Source organism: Streptomyces antimicrobicus, assembly GCF_020532625.1.
Classification (GTDB): Bacteria; Actinomycetota; Actinomycetes; order Streptomycetales; family Streptomycetaceae; genus Streptomyces; species Streptomyces antimicrobicus.
On the sequence record NZ_JAJAUY010000013.1, the window covers coordinates 1 to 17,210 of the forward strand.

The 17,210-nt window shown below is 76.2% G+C and carries 13 protein-coding genes and 1 pseudogene; 9 read left to right on the plus strand and 5 right to left on the minus strand.

Annotated features, from left to right (window positions below; genetic code table 11):
- Positions 1-381: 381 nt before the first annotated feature.
- Positions 382-1,392: an HAAS signaling domain-containing protein gene (locus LG632_RS05465; protein WP_226725660.1), complete on the minus strand. Its 1,011-nt coding sequence runs from the start codon at positions 1,390-1,392 to the stop codon at positions 382-384.
- Positions 1,393-1,489: 97 nt separating this feature from the next.
- Here LG632_RS05465 and LG632_RS05470 point away from each other — a divergent pair, with 97 nt between their 5' ends.
- The 3 genes from LG632_RS05470 to LG632_RS05480 all read left to right on the plus strand — a co-directional run bounded on the left by LG632_RS05470 (position 1,490) and on the right by LG632_RS05480 (position 7,165).
- A complete protein-coding gene (locus tag LG632_RS05470) occupies positions 1,490-4,144 on the plus strand; it encodes a helicase-associated domain-containing protein (RefSeq protein WP_226725661.1) in 2,655 nt (884 codons plus the stop codon).
- 627 nt (positions 4,145-4,771) lie between these two features.
- Positions 4,772-5,380, plus strand: a complete 609-nt coding sequence (locus LG632_RS05475) for a DUF4291 domain-containing protein (RefSeq protein WP_226725662.1) — start codon at positions 4,772-4,774, stop codon at positions 5,378-5,380.
- A 123-nt stretch (positions 5,381-5,503) separates the two neighbouring features.
- Positions 5,504-7,165, plus strand: coding sequence for a DNA repair helicase XPB (locus LG632_RS05480; protein ID WP_226725663.1), 1,662 nt, complete (start codon positions 5,504-5,506; stop codon positions 7,163-7,165).
- 55 nt (positions 7,166-7,220) lie between these two features.
- On the opposite strand, the gene LG632_RS05485 is transcribed toward LG632_RS05480, so the two are convergent.
- The gene (locus tag LG632_RS05485) at positions 7,221-7,415 is read right to left on the minus strand and encodes a hypothetical protein (protein WP_226725664.1); all 195 of its coding nucleotides are present in this window, start codon (positions 7,413-7,415) and stop codon (positions 7,221-7,223) included.
- A 494-nt stretch (positions 7,416-7,909) separates the two neighbouring features.
- Here LG632_RS05485 and LG632_RS05490 point away from each other — a divergent pair, with 494 nt between their 5' ends.
- Complete coding sequence (locus LG632_RS05490; RefSeq protein ID WP_374203403.1) at positions 7,910-10,171, plus strand: HelD family protein; 2,262 nt, start codon at positions 7,910-7,912, stop codon at positions 10,169-10,171.
- A 17-nt stretch (positions 10,172-10,188) separates the two neighbouring features.
- Positions 10,189-10,757, plus strand: a pseudogene (locus LG632_RS05495) (Uma2 family endonuclease).
- Positions 10,758-10,763: 6 nt separating this feature from the next.
- On the opposite strand, the gene LG632_RS05500 reads toward LG632_RS05495, so the two are convergent.
- On the minus strand, positions 10,764-11,453 hold the full coding sequence (locus tag LG632_RS05500) for a copper homeostasis protein CutC (RefSeq protein ID WP_226725665.1): 690 nt from the start codon (positions 11,451-11,453) through the stop codon (positions 10,764-10,766).
- Between the two features lie 262 nt (positions 11,454-11,715).
- On the opposite strand from LG632_RS05500, the gene LG632_RS05505 reads away from it, so the two are divergent.
- Both LG632_RS05505 and LG632_RS05510 read left to right on the plus strand, forming a co-directional pair.
- Positions 11,716-12,357, plus strand: a complete 642-nt coding sequence (locus LG632_RS05505; protein WP_226725666.1) for an HD domain-containing protein — start codon at positions 11,716-11,718, stop codon at positions 12,355-12,357.
- Between the two features lie 248 nt (positions 12,358-12,605).
- Positions 12,606-13,829: a Cmx/CmrA family chloramphenicol efflux MFS transporter gene (locus LG632_RS05510; protein WP_226725667.1), complete on the plus strand. Its 1,224-nt coding sequence runs from the start codon at positions 12,606-12,608 to the stop codon at positions 13,827-13,829.
- A 75-nt stretch (positions 13,830-13,904) separates the two neighbouring features.
- Here the strand turns inward: LG632_RS05510 and LG632_RS05515 are convergent, their stop codons facing one another.
- On the minus strand, positions 13,905-14,174 hold the full coding sequence (locus LG632_RS05515; protein WP_226725668.1) for a DUF4031 domain-containing protein: 270 nt from the start codon (positions 14,172-14,174) through the stop codon (positions 13,905-13,907).
- Entirely contained in the window at positions 14,171-14,551 is a 381-nt protein-coding gene (locus LG632_RS05520) for a DUF8819 family protein (protein WP_226725669.1), read from the minus strand. The genes LG632_RS05515 and LG632_RS05520 overlap by 4 nt, the downstream gene beginning before the upstream one ends.
- A 126-nt stretch (positions 14,552-14,677) precedes the next feature.
- On the opposite strand from LG632_RS05520, the gene murQ reads away from it, so the two are divergent.
- The gene (murQ, locus tag LG632_RS05525) at positions 14,678-15,610 is read left to right on the plus strand and encodes an N-acetylmuramic acid 6-phosphate etherase (protein WP_226725670.1); all 933 of its coding nucleotides are present in this window, start codon (positions 14,678-14,680) and stop codon (positions 15,608-15,610) included.
- Between the two features lie 38 nt (positions 15,611-15,648).
- Positions 15,649-17,142, plus strand: a complete 1,494-nt coding sequence (locus LG632_RS05530; RefSeq protein ID WP_226725671.1) for a PTS transporter subunit EIIC — start codon at positions 15,649-15,651, stop codon at positions 17,140-17,142.
- The last annotated feature ends 68 nt before the right edge of the window (positions 17,143-17,210 follow it).

The following is a 17,210-nucleotide window of genomic DNA, read 5'->3' on the forward strand; positions in this document are numbered from 1 at the left end:
TGGCGGGGGGTACCCAAAAACAACCCCCCCCCCCCCCCCCCCCCCCCACCCTCCGCCCCCACCCCTCGCCCCGGCGTTGACGGTCATGGGGGCGCCCACCCCTCGGGCTGCCGCCTGGGGCGCCCACCCCTCACCCCGGCCGAGACGGCTCGAGGTACCCGCCGAGCAAGAGGCCCCGCCTCACGCCGCACTCAGCGCCTCCGATTCCCCCACCCTCGGCCCCGCCTCGGCGCCTCGGACATCCGCACCCCGGGCCCCGCCTGGACGGTCATGGGGGCGGCCGCCTCTCGGCCTGCCGCCCGGGCGGGAGCCCCGCCGAGCTGTGGCCGCGTCGCGCTCTCGGTGCGGCCTTGGGGGGTGGGGGCACTCGGGGGGGAAGGGTCAGGTGCGGCGGGAGCGCCAGGTGAGGTAGAGGGCCGAGGTGATGGCGGCGGCTCGTACGGTCCAGGGCCACAGGGACTCGAACGCCGGGGCCAGCTGGCCGTCGAGCAGCGGGTCGCCCCAGCGGCCGTCGGCGCGGCCCCACAGCCAGACCACCGCCGCCGCGCACACCGTGCCGGGCAGGCCGAAGACGACCCACTTCTTCTCCGCCGGGCCGAGCACCTTCGAGGCGTACGCGACCAGCCAGCCGGCGGCGAGCAGCAGCCAGTAGCCGGTCACCGTCCCCGCCACCAGGACCGCCGCGGCCAGCAGCAGGGCCCCGTGCCGCTGGGGGCGCGCCGCCGGGGCCTCCGGCGGGGGCGGGGCGGCGGCCTTGCGGCGCCGGCGGCGTTCGCGGAGCGCGCGGACCACGGCGCGGGCCCGGGAGCCCGTGCCGCCGGCGGCCGCGTCGTCATCGCCCTCCGCGCCCTGCGCCTTCCCGGCGGTCGCCGCTTTCCGGGCGTCGGCGGGTGCGTCCGGCTCGGCCGGGTCGTCCTCGTCGGCCTGGGGCGGGCGGAACGCCGGGTACTCGATGCCGCCCGCGAACCCCTCCACCTCGGGCTCCGCCAGCGGCCCGCCGCCGCGGGAGCCCTGGGGCAGGCGCCACCAGTCCGGTTCCGGGCCGGGGTCGGACGGGCCGAGCTCGTCCAGGCCCGCCATGTGCGGCGGATTCGCGGCGGTGCGCTGCTGCGGCACGGCAGGGGTGAGCGGCGGCGCCGGGTCCGCGGCCGGGGGGCGCGCGGCCAGCGCCTGGTGCTCGTCCAGCACCTGTTCCGGCGTGCCGAGCCGGTTGAGGATCTGCCGGACGGAGGCCTCCGTCTCCGGCTCGAACCGGGCCCGGCGCCGGTCGATCTCGTCCCGCAGTCCCGCCACGAGCCGCATCCGGTCCCCGCTGGGCAGCTGCCGGCGTTGGGCCAGGTCCCCGACCCGGCTCAGATACGCGTACACCAGCTGGTCGCTCTCGATCCCCACGCCGGGCTCCTCCCGTCCGCCCTCCGTACCGCCCCGGGGGAAAGGTAGCGCGTGCGCCCGTGGAGCCGCCCCGGGCGCAGCGGATAACGTTGGCCGGATGGCGACCGGAACAGGCGACCAGGAGGCGACCGTGCCCGAGGCAAGCACCACGGGGAGCGCGGCACCGCGTTCCCTCGCCGAGGCGCTGCGCGCCCGCGACGACGCGGCGCTCGTGGCCCTGCTGCGCGCCCGCCCGGACCTGCTCAATCCGGTCCCCGGCGACCTCACCCAGCTCGCCACCCGCGCCGGCACCCGCGCCTCGGTGGTGCGCGCCCTCGACCACCTCGACCGCTTCGCCCTCCAGACCGCCGAGGCCCTGGCCGTGGCCCCCGACCCCTGCGACGTCACCACCCTCGAAACCCTCCTGACCGGCACCCGGCCGGCCCCCGCCGTGGGCCCGGCCGACAGCACCGGGGCCGGGGCGAAGGCCGGCGCGGGCGCCGAGCGGACCGGCGGAGCCGCCGCACCGGGGGACGGGGCCGGCCCGGCCGGGGGCGAAGGCCCGGCCCGGGGCGAGGGCGAGGGCCCCGCCGGGGGCGAGGCCGCGGGCGAGGGGGCGTTCGGCAGCGAGCTGGTGGCCGAGGTGCGGCGCGCGTTGCCGGGGGCGCTGGCCACGCTGCGGGACCAGGCCGTGGTCTGGGGGGACGACCGGACGCTGCGGCTGGTACGGACCGCCCGCGAACTACTCGCGCCGTCGCCCTCCCGGCCCTCGCCCACGGGCCTCGGCCCCACCGTCGCCGAGGCCACCGCCGGCATGTCGCCCACCCGCATCCAGGAGATCGTGGCCGCCGCCGGGCTCCCGGCCACCCACGACCCGGTCTCCGCCGTCGCGGCCCTGACCGGCCTGTTCACCGACCCGGACCGGATGTCCGCACTGCTGGCGCAGGCCCCGCCGGAGGCGCACCACGTGCTGGCCCGGCTCGTGTGGGGCCCGCCGTACGGCGAGGTCACCCCCGAGCCGACGGCGCCGGTGCGCTGGCTGCGCGACCGCGGCCTGCTGCTGCCCGCCTCCGCGCGCACGCTCGTCCTGCCCCGCGAGGTGGCCCTGCACCTGCGCGGCGGGCGGGCCCACCGCCGGATCGAACCGCTCGCCCCGCCCGTCGTCGCCGCCCACACGCACCGCCCGGAGCAGGTCGACGCCAACTCGGCCGGGCAGGCGCTGGCCGCCGTCGCGACCGTCGAGGAACTCGTCGGCTCCTGGGACCAGGGCGGTCCCCCCGTGCTGCGCGCCGGCGGCCTGTCCGTACGGGACCTCAAGCGGACCGCCGTCGCCCTGGACGTCGCCGAGCCCGTCGCCGCGTTCTGGATCGAACTCGCCTACGCCGCCGGTCTGCTGGCCAGCGACGGCGAGGCCGACGAGCGCTACGCCCCCACCCCCGCCTACGACGACTGGGTCGAGGCACCGCCCGCGCAGCGGTGGGCCCGGCTCGCCACCGCCTGGCTGCCGGCCACCCGCACGTCCGGGGTGGTGGGCGAGCAGGACGCCAAGGGCCGCACCCTGTCCGCGCTCGGGCCCGACCTGGACCGCTCGGCCGCGCCCGAGGTGCGCCGCCGGGTCCTGGAACTCCTCGCCGAGCTGCCGCCCGGCGGCGCCGCCGAGACCGGCTCCCTCCTGGAACGCCTCGCCTGGGAACGCCCCTTGCGCGGCACCAGCGAACTGCGGGCCCGACTCGCCCGCTGGACGCTCGCCGAGGCGGAGCTGCTCGGCGTCACCGGGCGCGGCGCCCTGGCCGGCGTCGGCCGGGCCCTGCTGGCGGGCACCGACCCGGCGCCGCTGCTCGCGCCGCTGCTGCCGGAGCCCGTCGACCACGTGCTGCTCCAGGCCGACCTGACCGCCGTCGCCCCCGGCCCGCTGCGCCGGCCGCTGGCCGAGACCCTGGCGGTGCTGGCCGACGTCGAGTCCAAGGGCGGCGCCACCGTGTACCGGTTCACGCCGGCCTCGGTGCGCCGGGCGCTGGACGCCGGGCAGGCCGCCAGCGACCTGCACGACTTCCTGGCGGCGCACAGCATCACGCCCGTGCCGCAGCCGCTGTCGTACCTGATCGACGACGTGGCCCGGCGCCACGGCCACCTGCGGGTCGGCGCGGCCTCGTCGTACGTGCGTTGCGACGACGACAGCGTGCTCGGCGAGATCCTGGCCGACAAGCGCTCGGCCGGCCTGGGCCTGCGCCGCCTGGCTCCGACGGTGCTCGCCGCCACGGTCGAACCGCCCGCCCTGCTGGACGGCCTGCGCGCCATGGGCTACGCGCCGGCGGCCGAGTCCCACACCGGGGACGTGCTGATCACCCGCGCGGGCGCCCGCCGCACCCCGCAGCGCACCCCGCCGGTCCCGGTCCCGGAGGGCCCGCCGGTCCCGGACACGACCCTGCTGGCCGCGGCGGTCCGGGCGATCCGGGCGGGCGACGTCGCGGCCACCGCCGTCCGCCGCGAACCGGCCGCCGCCGGCGCCGCCGCCGGCGCGCCGGCCCCCGGCGAACTCCCCCGCACCAGCGCGGCCGAGACCCTGGCCACCGTCCAGGCGGCGGCCCTGACCGGCTCGGCGGTGTGGATCGGCTACGTCAACGCGGAGGGCGCGGCCAGCCAGCGCGTGATCGCCCCGGTCCGCGTCGAGGGCGGCTTCGTCACCGGCTACGACCACACCGCCGACGAGGTCCGCACCTACGCCCTCCACCGCATCACCGGCGTAGCAGAACTGGCCGAAGACCACCTCTGACCACCGCCCCGCCCCCTGGGCCGGGGGAGGGGACGGGGCCGGGGGCGCGGGGCCCCTCAGCCGCCCCGGCCGGACCGAGCCGCCCGGGCCCCTGGCCCACCCGGGAGCCCGGGCCGCCACGCCCCCTGGGCCGGGCGGCGCCCGGGACCGGAGCGTGCCGGGCGGGGCCCGGGACCGGAGCCCCTCGGGCGGACCGGCGGACGGGGCCCGGGGCCCGCGGCCCCTCGGGCGGGTCGTGGGGCCGGGCCCGGAGCATGCCGGGCGGGGCCTGGGCCCGGAGCCCCTCGGGCGGACCGGCGGACGGGGCCCAAAGCGTGTCGGGCGAAACTCGTGCCCAGAGCCCCTCGGGCGGGTCGTGGGGCCGGGACCGGAGTCCCTCGGGCGGAGCGGCGGGCGGGGGCCGGGGGCCGAACCCGGAGCCAGCCGAGCAGGCCGGGCCCGGGTCGCTCGGGCGGAGCGTGGGCGCGGGCTCGGGCCACTCGGGCGGGGCGATGGCCGGGGCCGTCTGGTCCGGGGTGAACGGGGAGAGTGGCGCGGGTGGGCGGGGATGGAGGGGCGGCCCGGCGGGGTTGGGGGTGGGTCGGAAATCGGGTGCGGGGTGGGGTGGGGATCGGCAAGGTGGTCGGCATGCATGACGTTTCGGACGTGGCCGGTGAGCCGTACCGGCGGATCCGCGCCGCCCATACCGACAGCACGGTCACGGTCTATCAGGCCTACCACCCGCGCCTCGGCCTGCCGGCCGCCCGCGACGGGCGCTTCCCGGCGGAGTGGAAGCGGGAGCGGATGACCTGGATCAAGCCCTCCTTCCTGTGGATGATGTACCGCTGCGGCTGGGCCACCAAGGCCGACCAGGAGACCGTCCTGGCCGTCGAGATCACCCGCGAGGGCTTCGACCACGCCCTGGCGAACGCCTGCCTGTCGCACCATGTGCCCGCCCTGCACGGCGACTTCGCGACCTGGCAGGCGACGCTCCGGCAGTCCCCGGCCCGGGTGCAGTGGGACCCGGAGCGGGACCTGCACCTGAACCCGCTGCCCTACCGCTCGCTCCAACTCGGCCTGTCCGGCTCCGCCTCCCGCGCGTACGCCGACACGTGGACGGTCTCGATCCGTGACGTGACGCCCCTGGCCCGGGAGGTCCACGCGCTGGTCCGCGCCGGCCAGGACGAGGCGGCCCGCGCCCTGCTCCCGGTGGAGACGCCCTATCCGGCGGGCCCACTGCCCCACCTGGGCGCATAGCCGCGCCGCCCCCGGCGGCCCGCCCCCGATCGGCCCGCCGTCACGGCCGGCGATACGGCAGACTGGAGGTTTGGCCGTCCGCACCCGGGTGGCCACCCCCCTGCCGAAAGGGACACACGCCAGGTGAATGGGCCGCTGATCGTCCAGAGCGACAAAACCCTCCTGCTGGAGGTCGACCACGAGCTCGCCGATGCCGCGCGCCGCGCCATCGCCCCGTTCGCGGAGCTGGAGCGCGCCCCGGAGCACATCCACACCTACCGGGTGACGCCGTTGGGGCTGTGGAACGCGCGGGCCGCCGGGCACGATGCCGAGCAGGTCGTCGACGCGCTCGTGGAGTACTCGCGCTATCCCGTCCCGCACGCCCTGCTCGTGGACGTGGCCGAGACCATGGCCCGGTACGGCCGGCTGACCCTCAGCAAGCACCCCGTCCACGGGCTGGTGCTCACCACCACCGACCGGCCGGTGCTGGAGGAGATCCTGCGCTCCAAGCGGATCACCCCGCTGGTCGGTGCCCGGATCGACGCCGACACCGTGGCCGTCCACCCCTCCGAGCGCGGGCAGATCAAGCAGACCCTGCTCAAGCTGGGCTGGCCGGCCGAGGACCTCGCCGGGTACGTCGACGGGGAGGCGCATCCCATCGACCTCGCCGAGGACGGCTGGTCGCTGCGCCCCTACCAGCGGCAGGCCGTGGAGGGCTTCTGGCACGGCGGCTCCGGCGTGGTCGTGCTGCCCTGCGGCGCCGGCAAGACGCTGGTGGGCGCCGGAGCCATGGCCCAGGCCAAGGCCACGACCCTGATCCTGGTCACCAACACCGTCTCGGCCCGCCAGTGGAAGCACGAGCTGGTGCGGCGCACCTCGCTGACCGAGGACGAGATCGGCGAGTACAGCGGGACCCGTAAGGAGATCCGGCCCGTCACCATCGCCACCTACCAGGTACTGACCACGAAGCGGAAGGGCATCTATCCGCATTTGGAGCTGTTCGACTCCCGGGACTGGGGCCTGATCGTCTACGACGAGGTGCACCTGCTGCCGGCCCCGGTCTTCAAGTTCACCGCTGACCTGCAGGCGCGGCGGCGGCTCGGGCTGACCGCGACCCTGGTCCGCGAGGACGGGCGCGAGTCGGACGTGTTCTCGCTGATCGGCCCGAAGCGCTTCGACGCCCCCTGGAAGGAGATCGAGGCCCAGGGCTACATCGCCCCGGCCGACTGCGTGGAGGTCCGGGTCAACCTGACCGAGAGCGAGCGGTTGGCCTACGCCACGGCCGAGACCGAGGAGAAGTACCGCTTCTGTGCGACCACGGCGACGAAGCGGAAGGTGACCGAGGCACTGGTCCGGCGCCACAAGGGCGAACAGACCCTGGTCATCGGGCAGTACATCGACCAGCTCGACGAGCTCGGGGCGCACCTGGACGCGCCCGTCATCAAGGGCGAGACCTCCAACGCGCAGCGGGAGAAGCTCTTCGACGCCTTCCGGCAGGGCGAGATCAGCGTGCTGGTGGTCTCCAAGGTCGCGAACTTCTCCATCGACCTGCCCGAGGCGACCGTCGCCATCCAGGTCTCCGGCACCTTCGGCTCGCGCCAGGAGGAGGCGCAGCGGCTCGGCCGGGTGCTGCGGCCGAAGGCCGACGGGCACGAGGCCCGCTTCTACTCGGTGGTGGCCCGCGACACCATCGACCAGGACTTCGCGGCCCACCGCCAGCGCTTCCTGGCCGAGCAGGGCTACGCCTACCGGATCATGGACGCCGACGAACTGCTCGCGGGCGAGGGCGACCGGTCCGACGGGTGAAACGACCGACCCGACGCAGCCGACCGACCCGACGGGAGCGCCAGGCGTAACGGCATCAGCGACGTATGACGCCCGCGTCGGCGGAGTATTCGCCGAGCAGGACCACGCTGAAGGCCGTGCCCGCGAAGACCTTCGCGGCGCGCAGTACGCCGCCGACGCGGTGGCGCGGGTGGATGTGGGCGGGGGTGGTGGTGGCGGTGGCGCCGCGAGGGCGGCGGCCCTGGACCGGGATGTAGGTTGCGGTGCTCATGTGTCCATGGTCGGCATCCGCCCCCTCCCGCACATCGCCCTGCGGGCGGAACCCCGCGGCCCCGCCCTCATCCCCCCGGCTCATCCGCCACGCCGCCCCCTCTACCGGAAGTAGCACCCCCACCCGTAGCCCTCCCGTAGGGGCCCCTACGGGAAGGGGGTCGGGGAAGGGGGTCGGGGAAGGGGATCCGTCCGGCCGAGGGAGCCGCTCCTGCCCGGCCGGCGCGCGGCAAGGCACGGCCGCCCCGCCGCAAGGCCCGGCCGGAGCGCCGCAAGGCCTAACCGGCACGCCGCACGGCCCGGCCGCCCCGCCGCACGGCCCGGCCGCCCCGCGCAGGCCCGGCCGGGCCGGGAAATCCGTTCGCGCCCCACCGGCGCCCTGACTACAATCTCCGCTCTTGCCGCCTCCCGCCTGCCCCTGGGGAGAGCGCCGCCCGGTCGGGACCGGGCGGCAACCGCCGTCGTCCCTCACGCAGCTCAGCAGGAGGCAATTCCGTGTCCGCGCACGCCACCGACCTGGCCGACCAGTCCGACCAGACCCGCCCGGCCGCCCCGACCGACCCGACGGACCCCCTCGCCCGCGAGCGGGCCCACCTGGCCGCCTCCCGCGCCGCCCTGCGGGCGATGCGCGAGGACGTCGAGGCCCTCGACATCAGCGACGTCACCGCGAACTGGGTCAACGCGGCCGTCCTACAGGCCCAGATCGACGACCGCATCAAGGCGCTCGCGGACCTCGCCCACACCCCGCTGTTCTTCGGCCGCCTGGACTACCTCCACCCCGTCGGTGGAGAGCTCGCCGACGGCACACAGCGCCCCGCGGACGCCGAGGGCACCAAGGGCACCAAGGACACGGAGGGCGCCGCAGCCCAACAGCCCCTGCCGGAAGCGGCCGTCCAGCCGCTGTACATCGGGCGGCGCCACGTGCACGACGCCGAGGGCGACCCGATGGTCATCGACTGGCGCGCGCCCGTCTCCCAGCCCTTCTACCGCGCCTCCAAGCAGGACCCGCAGGACGTCGGCATGCGCCGCCGCTTCGGCTACACCGGCGGCGAGCTCACCGCGTACGAGGACGAGCACCTCTCCGGCCCCACCGGCCCCAGCAGCCCCACCGGCCCCACCGGCGCCGAAACCGACCCCGCCGTGACCGAAGCCACCGTCAGCAAGCTCCTCCAGCAGGAGATCGAACGCCCCCGCGTGGGCCCCATGCGCGACATCGTCGCGACGATCCAGCCGGAGCAGGACGAGATCGTCCGCGCCGGGCTGAGCGGCTCGGTCTGCGTCCAGGGCGGCCCGGGCACCGGGAAGACCGCCGTCGGCCTGCACCGGGTCGCGTACCTGCTCTACGCCCACCGCGAGCGGCTGGCCCGCACCGGCACCCTGGTCATCGGGCCGAACCGTTCCTTCCTGCACTACATCGAGCAGGTCCTGCCCGCGCTGGGCGAGCTGGAGGTCCAGCAGACCACCGTCGACGACCTGGTCGCCGGCGGCCACGAGGTGCGGGGCGAGGACTGCGCCGCGACCGCGGTCGTCAAGGGCGACGCCCGGATGGCGGAGGTGCTGCGCCGCGCGGTCCGCTCGCACGTCACGCTGCCCACCGAGGCGCTGATGGTGGTGCGCGGCTCGCGCCGCTGGCGCGTCCCGGCGTACGAGCTCACCGAGATCGTCGAGGAGCTGCTGGCCCGCGACATCCGCTACGGCGCGGCGCGCGAGGCCCTGCCGCAGCGCATCGCGCACACGGTGCTGGTCCGCATGGAGCAGGCGGGCGAGGCCCCCGACGACCGGGTGCAGGACGCGGTGGCGCGCTCCGCGGCCGTGAAGGCGGCGGTCAAGGAGATCTGGCCGGTGGTGGACCCGGCGAAGCTGGTGCTGCGCCTGCTGTCGGACGAGGCGTTCCTCGCCGAGCACGCCGAGGGGCTGCTGACCGCCGACGAGCAGAAGCTGCTGCTGTGGGCCAAGCCGGCGCGCAGCGTACGTACGGCGAAGTGGTCGGCGGCGGACCTGGTGCTGATCGACGAGGCGGCCGACCTGGTCGTACGGACGCACTCGCTCGGCCACGTGGTGGTCGACGAGGCGCAGGACCTGTCGCCGATGCAGTACCGGGCGGTGGGCCGGCGCTGCACGACCGGTTCGGCGACGGTCCTCGGCGACCTCGCCCAGGGGACCACCCCGTGGGCCACCCGCAGCTGGGCCGAGGCGCTCGCGCACCTGGGCAAGCCGGAGGCGGCCGTGGAGGAGCTGACGGCGGGCTTCCGGGTGCCGCGCGAGGTCATCGCGTACGCCTCGCGACTGCTGCCGGCGATCTCGCCGGGCCTGGCGGCGGTGGAGTCCGTCCGTGAGACGCCGGGTTCGCTGGTGGTCCGCGAGGTCGCCGACCCGGCGGAGCTGACCGCGGCGGTGGTCGCCGCCTGCCGCGCGTCCCTGGCGCACGAGGGCTCGATCGGCCTGATCGCCGCCGACGCCCGCGTGCCGGTCCTCGCCGAGGCGCTGACGGAGGCGGGCCTGCCGTACCTCGCGCCGGGCGAGGAGACCACCGCCGACTCCCGGCTCACGCTGGTCCCGGCGTCGCTGGCGAAGGGCCTGGAGTACGACCACGTGGTGCTGGACGAGCCGGCGGCCGTGGTCGACGGCGAGCCGGACGAGCGGACGGGCCTGCGCCGCCTGTACGTCTGCCTGACCCGCGCCGTGTCGGGCCTGACGGCCCTCCACTCCGCCCCACTGCCGGAAGCCTTGGCCACGACCGGCCCAGAGACGTCCTGAGCGGCTACGGCGGGCCCATGACTGCCCTGCCCGAGTGGATGTATCCTCCGCGCGACGAGGGTTGGTTTGCCGATGATCTGGACCACCTGTCCGAGGCTCCCCGGCACACGGAACTCATTGACGGAGCGCTCGTCTTCATGATGTGGCCGCAGCGGTCCTGGCACGGCCGCCTGGTCACCGCCCTCACTACCGAGCTCATGACGCAGGCGCCTCCGGGGTTGGAAGTCGAACGGGAGATGACGATCCGGCTGGACCACCGCAACCGGCCCGAGCCGGACCTGCTCGTCACCAGCTCACCGTACGATCCGGACCGCACCTGGTTCGCCCCGGAAGAGGTCCGACTGTCGTCGAGGTCGTCTCCCCCGAGTCCGCGCACCGCGACCGCACCGTCAAGCTGCGCAAGTACGCCGAGGCCGGGATCCCGCACTACTGGTGCGTCGAGGACGAGGGCGGCGAGCCGGTCGTCCACGTCTACGAGCTGGACCGCCCGACCGGCCCGTACGTGCCGGCCGCGATCTTCCGCGGCGTCCTGCAGCGGCCCGTGCCCTTCCCCGTCGAGGTGGACCTGAGGGCCCTGACTCCGTAGGGGCCGCTACCCGTCCAGCGCCCTGCGCCACTGCGCCACGGCGGCCGTGGAGACCGGGTGGGTCCAGCCCTCGGGGCGGGCCGCGCCGCCGATGTGGAAGGCGTCGATGCCGGCGCCGCGCAGCGCCGGCAGGTGGTCGAGCCGCAGGCCGCCGCCGACCAGGATGCGCGCCTCGTAGCCGGGCTCGCCGCGCCGCGCGGCCTCGGCGAGCAGGACCGGCAGGCCGGCGTCCACGCCGTCCGCCGCGCCCGCCGTCAGGTACGTGTCCAGCCCCGGCCGGTCGGCCAGCGCCTTGCGCAGGCCCTCGCGGTCGGCGGCGCGGTCCAGGGCCCGGTGGAACGTCCAGGGGCAGCCCTCCAGCTCGGCCGCCAGGGTCTCCACGGCGGCCAGGTCCGGCGCGCCGTCCGCCGTGAGGAAGCCGAGCACGAACTCCTGCGCGCCCTCGGCCCGCAGCGCCCGCGCCTCGGCGGCCAGCGCCGCCACGTCGCCCGCCGCGAAGCCGTCCGCGGCGCGCAGCATCACGCGCAGCGGGATGTCCACGGCCGCGCGGACGGCCGCGAAGACCGCGCGGGGCGGGGTGAGCCCGTCGGCCGCGATGTCGGTGACCAGTTCGAGGCGGTCCGCCCCGCCGGCCTCGGCCGCGACCGCGTCCGCCGCGTCGAGGGCGATCACCTCCAGGAGCGCACGGTTGCTCATCTGATCCCATCCTTCGGTTGGCGGCTGATACGCGTGTGGGCTGACCGCGGCCCGACCCGGGCCGACTCCGGCCGGCCTGAGCCGGGCTCCGGCCGGCCCGGACCGACTTCGACCGGCCCGGACCGACTTCGGCCGGCCCGGACCGGCTTCGACCGGCATGACCGGCTTCGGCCGGTCCGTACAACAGGTCTAGTCCAATATCAGGGTACGGCCCTCACCGGTCCCGCCACCAGCACCATCGCGCCAACCGCAGAATGTCCGCATGGATGAGACCACCCGCACGGAGGACCTCCGCACCCGCTGGCACCGCACCGCCCTGGCCGCCGGTGCCCGCCGCGACCCGGCCCCGTACGCCGACCGCCTGCTCGCCGCCTGGGCGGAGCCTGGACGGCGCTACCACACCACCGCCCACCTGGCCGCCGTCCTCGCGCACGTCGACACCCTCGCCGCGCACGCCGCCGACGTCGAGGCCGTCCGCCTGGCCGCCTGGTTCCACGACGCGGTCTACCGCCCCGACCGCTCCGAGAACGAGGAACGCAGCGCCGCCCTCGCCGAGCGCGCCCTGCCCGAGCTCGGCGTCGACGCCACCCGGACCGCCGAGGTGGCCCGCCTGGTGCGGCTGACCGTGACCCACGACCCGGCGCCCGGCGACACCAACGGCGAGGTCCTGTGCGACGCCGACCTCGCCGTGCTGGCCGGTGGGCCCGAGGCCTACGCGGAGTACGTCGCGGCCGTCCGCGCGGAGTACGGCTTCGTGCCCGACGGCGCCTTCCGCGCCGGCCGCGCCGCCGTCCTGCGCCAGCTCCTCGACCTGCCCCGGCTCTTCCGCACCCCGTACGGCGGCGCCCACTGGGAGGCCCCGGCCCGCCGCAACCTCGCCGCCGAGCTGGACTCCCTGTCCTGACGGCGCCCGCCGCCCCACCGCAGGGCCGACCCCCGCAGGGCCGACCCCCGCAGGGCCGACCCTGCACGGCCGACCCCCCGCACGGCCGGGCCCGCCGCGCCCGCCGCCGCACCGCGCCGCGTCACACACCTGACACATACCTGCCACATCCGGGGGAATGCGGACACCCTCCGCCACCGTTGATCACGTACATGCCCGATACCGCCGCGCACCTCCCCACCACCCCCCGCCCCCGCCCCCGTCCCCGCATGCCCGTCGCCGTCTACGTCCTCGGCCTGTCCGTCTTCGCCCTCGGCACGAGCGAGTTCATGCTGTCCGGGCTGCTGCCGCCCATCGCCGACGACCTGGACGTCACCATCCCGCAGGCCGGCCTGCTCATCTCGGCCTTCGCCGTCGGCATGGTGGTCGGCGCCCCGCTGCTCGCCGTCGCCACGCTCCGGCTGCCGCGCCGCACCACGCTGATCGCGCTGATCAGCCTCTTCGGCCTCGGGCAGGTGGCCGGCGCGCTGGCCCCGACGTACGAGCTCCTCTTCGCCTCCCGGATCGTGGCGGCCCTGGCCTGCGCCGGGTTCTGGGCGGTCGGCGCGGCCGTCGCCGTCGCGATGGTGCCGGTCGACGCCCGGGCCCGCGCCATGGCCGTCATGATCGGCGGTCTGTCCATCGCCAACGTGCTCGGCGTCCCGGCCGGCGCCTTCCTCGGCGAACACCTCGGCTGGCGCGCGGCGTTCTGGGCGGTGGGCGCGGCCTCCGCCGTCGCCCTGGCCGGCATCGTCGCGCTGATCCCGCGCATCCCGCTGCCCGAGCAGCGCCCCCGCCTCGCCCGTGAGCTGCGCATCTACCGCGACCGGCAGGTCTGGCTGGCCATCGGCGTCACCGCGCTCGCGGCCGGCGGCGTCTTCTGCGCGTTCAGCTACCTCGCGCCGCTGCTGACGGACGTGGCCGGGCTGGACTCGACGTGGGTGCCGTGGGTCCTCGGACTGTTCGGGATCGGCGCGCTCGTCGGTACGACCCTCGGCGGACGGGTCGCCGACGCCCACCTGTTCGGTGTGATGCTGTGGGGCATCACCGCCTCGACCGTGTTCCTGGTGCTGCTGGCGCTGGTGGCCCCGGCCGCGATCGCCGCCGTCGCGCTGTCCTTCCTGATCGGCGTCTCGGCGTTCTTCACCGCGCCCGCCCTCAACGCCCGGATGTTCAACGTCGCCGGCGCCGCCCCCACCCTGGCGGGCGCCACCACCACGGCCGCGTTCAACCTCGGCAACACCGGCGGCCCCTGGCTCGGCGGCACCGTCATCGACGCCGGCGCCGGCTTCGCCGCCACCGCCTGGGCGGGCGCGGTCATGACCGTGACCGCCCTCGGCCTCGCCGCGCTCGCCCTGCGCCTGGACCGCCGTACGCCGCACCGCCCGACCCGGGTGGTGACCTCCTCGGCGGACGCCCCGGCCCCGGTGGAACGCTCCGCGGCCGCGCACTGAGACACGCGCACGGAGACGGAATGCGCGCGCACCCGCCCGGGCGCCACACCGACCCGCGCCCGCGCCACGCCCGCGCTACGCCGGCCTGCGGTGCTTCGGTACCCGCAGCCCGGCCTCGGTGAGCCGGCGCACCAGCTCCTTGCTGCCCACCTCCACCGCGCCGGCCGCCACGGCGGCGGCGTAGCGGGAGGAGGGCACGTCGTAGTGGTCCCGTTCGAAGGCCCGCGGCGGGCAGCCGATGCCCGCCGCGAAGGCGTGCAGTTCCTCGTACGAGACGTCGCTGACCAGGTGGGACCACATCCTGCCGTGGCCCGGCCAGGTCGGCGGGTCGATGTAGACGGTCACTCCGCGAAGCCCCCGAGCACCGGGCCGAGCGAACCGACGGCGGCCACCTTCACGCCCGCCTTGCCGCACACCCAGTGCGGGTCCGGACCCAGCTCCGGCTCGACGTCCAGGGCATGGGGGTCGCCGTGGCTGCACACCGGGCACAGCGGCCAGCGCCCGTACTTCGTCAGCAGGGCGTCCTGCACGTCCTGCGCGACGAGTCCGGGCAGGTAGTCGACCCCGTCCGGCCACTGCTCCACCCACCAGCGGCGGTGCGCGACCGAGTCCTCGACGAGGGAGACGACGTCGGCCTCGGCGACCTCGCCCGCGACGAGATCGGCGAGTACCAGAGCACGGGCGGCGTGGAGCGCCTGTTCCAGGGGGGTCGCGTGGTCCATGGGCCCATTGTGAACCCGGGCCGGTACGGGGGTGAAGGTCGGCCGGGCGGGGTGGCGCCTTGACCGGCGCCCCCGCCGAAAATAGCTTGCGGAGGATCAGCCGGAGACCGCCGAGGGGAGCCCCGGATGACCTCGTACGCCGCCCTGCGCGCCCAGCTGGACACCCTCACCACCGAGGCCTTCCGCCCCGACCTGGCGGGGATCGACCAGCTCCCCACCGTGGACCTGGTCCGGCTGATGAACGCCGAGGACGCCACCGTCCCCGCCGCCGTCGCCACCCAGCTGCCGGCGATCGCGGCGGCCGTCGACGCCGTCGCCGCGCGGATGGCCCGCGGCGGCCGGCTCGTCCACGCGGGCGCCGGCACCGCCGGCCGGCTCGGCGTCCTGGACGCCAGCGAGTGCCCGCCCACCTTCAACACCGCCCCCGGCCAGGTGGTCGGCCTGATCGCGGGCGGGCCGGACGCCCTGGTCACGGCCGTGGAGGGCGCCGAGGACCGCGCCGACCTGGCCGTCGCCGACCTCACCGCGCTCGACCTGACCCCCGTGGACACCGTGGTCGGCGTCTCCGCCTCCGGCCGCACCCCGTACGCCGTCGGCGCCGTCCGGCACGCCCGCGCCCTGGGCGCCCTCACCGTCGGCCTGTCCTGCAACGCGGGCTCGGCCCTCGCCGCGGCCGCCGAGCACGGCATCGAAGTGGTCACCGGCCCCGAGCTGATCGCCGGTTCCACCCGGCTCAAGGCGGGCACCGCGCAGAAGCTCGTCCTCAACCTGATCTCGACCGTCACGATGATCAAGCTGGGCAAGACGTACGGGAACCTGATGGTCGACGTACGGGCCACCAACGACAAGCTGCGCGCCCGGTCCCGGCGGATCGTGGCCCAGGCCACCGGCGCGCCGGACGAGGAGATCGAGGCCGCGCTCACCGCCACCGGCGGCGAGGTCAAGCACGCCGTCCTCGTCCTGCTCGCCGGGGTCGACGCCGCCACCGCGGCGCGGCTCCTCGACGCCCACCAGGGCCGGCTCCGGCCGGCCCTGCGCGAGGCCACCGCCTCCGGCTGACCCGCCCCTCCGTACGTCCGCACAGCGAGGCCTCCCCCATGGCACCTGCCCCCACACCCCCGGCCGACCGGCACCGCGCCACCGCCGCCGCCCTCCTGCCGCTGGTCGGCGGCCCGGACAACGTCACCTCCGTCGCGCACTGCATGACCCGGCTCCGGATCGGGCTGCGCGACCGGTCCCTGGTCCAGGACGCGGCGGTCCGGGCCGTGCCCGGGGTGCTGGGCGTCGTCGAGGACCGGGGGGCACCTCCCGGCGGTAGCGGGGCGAACTACCAGGTGGTGCTCGGGCCGGGCACGGTCGCCCGGGTCACGCCGGAGTTCGAGGCGCTGGTGGCGGCCGGCCGCCGCGAACCGGCGGGCGGCACCGCGGCCGAGCTGGCCGCACGCGGCGCCGCCCTGAAAGCGGCGCGGAAGGAACGCAACGCCACGCCGCTGAAGCTGCTCCTGCGCCGCGTCGCGAACATCTTCGTCCCGCTGATCCCCGCCCTGATCGGCTGCGGCGTCATCGCCGGGCTGAACGGCCTGCTCACCAACCTCGGCCTGCTGCCCGCCCTGGTCCCGGCGCTGACCGCGACGGCTTCCGGCTTCATGTCGCTGCTCGCGGTCTTCGTCGGGATCAACACCGCCAAGGAGTTCGGCGGGACCCCGGTCCTCGGCGGGGCGGTCGCCGCCGTCATCGTGTTCCCCGGCGTCACGAAGATCACCGCGTTCGGGCATCCGCTCGCGCCCGGCCAGGGCGGGGTGCTCGGCGCGCTCGCCGCGGCGCTGCTCGCCGTCCAGGTCGAACGGTGGTGCCGCCGCCGGGTCCCCGAGGCACTCGACGTACTGCTCACCCCGACCCTGACGGTGCTGGTCCCGGGCCTGGTGACGCTCTACGGGCTGATGTTCGTGGCCGGTGAGGTCTCCCGGGCGGTGGGGTCCTTCGCCACCTGGCTGCTGGCCTCCGGCGGCGCGTTCGCCGGGCTGGTGCTCGGCGGGCTCTTCCTGCCCCTGGTCATGCTCGGGCTGCACCAGGCGCTGATCCCGCTGCACACCACGCTCATCGAGCAGCAGGGGCACACCGTGCTGCTGCCGATCCTGGCCATGGCCGGCGCCGGCCAGGTCGGGGCGGCGCTCGCGATCCGGGTCCGGTTGCCGCGCAACGCGTCGCTGCGCGCCACCATCCGCTCCGCCCTCCCGGCGGGCTTCCTGGGCGTCGGCGAACCGCTGATCTACGGTGTCTCGCTGCCGCTCGGCCGGCCGTTCGTCACGGCGTGCGTCGGCGGGGCGGCCGGCGGCGCCTTCGTCGGGCTGTTCCACCAGCTCGGCGTGAGTTTCGGCTCCACCGCGATCGGCCCGTCCGGCTGGGCCCTGTTCCCGTTGCTGGACGGCGCCTCGGGGATGCTCGCGAGCGTGACGGTGTACGCGTGCGGGCTGGGCGTGGGCTACCTCGCCGGCTTCGTGACCACGTACTTCTTCGGTTTCACCCCGGCGATGCTGACGGCCCTGGACGCGCCGGCGACAGCGGAGCCGGAGCCGGCGCGGCTGCCGTAGGCAGCCGTGTGCGGTCAGACCTTTTCCATACGCGTACTTGTGGCCGTGCAGCCCGGCGGTGGCATTTT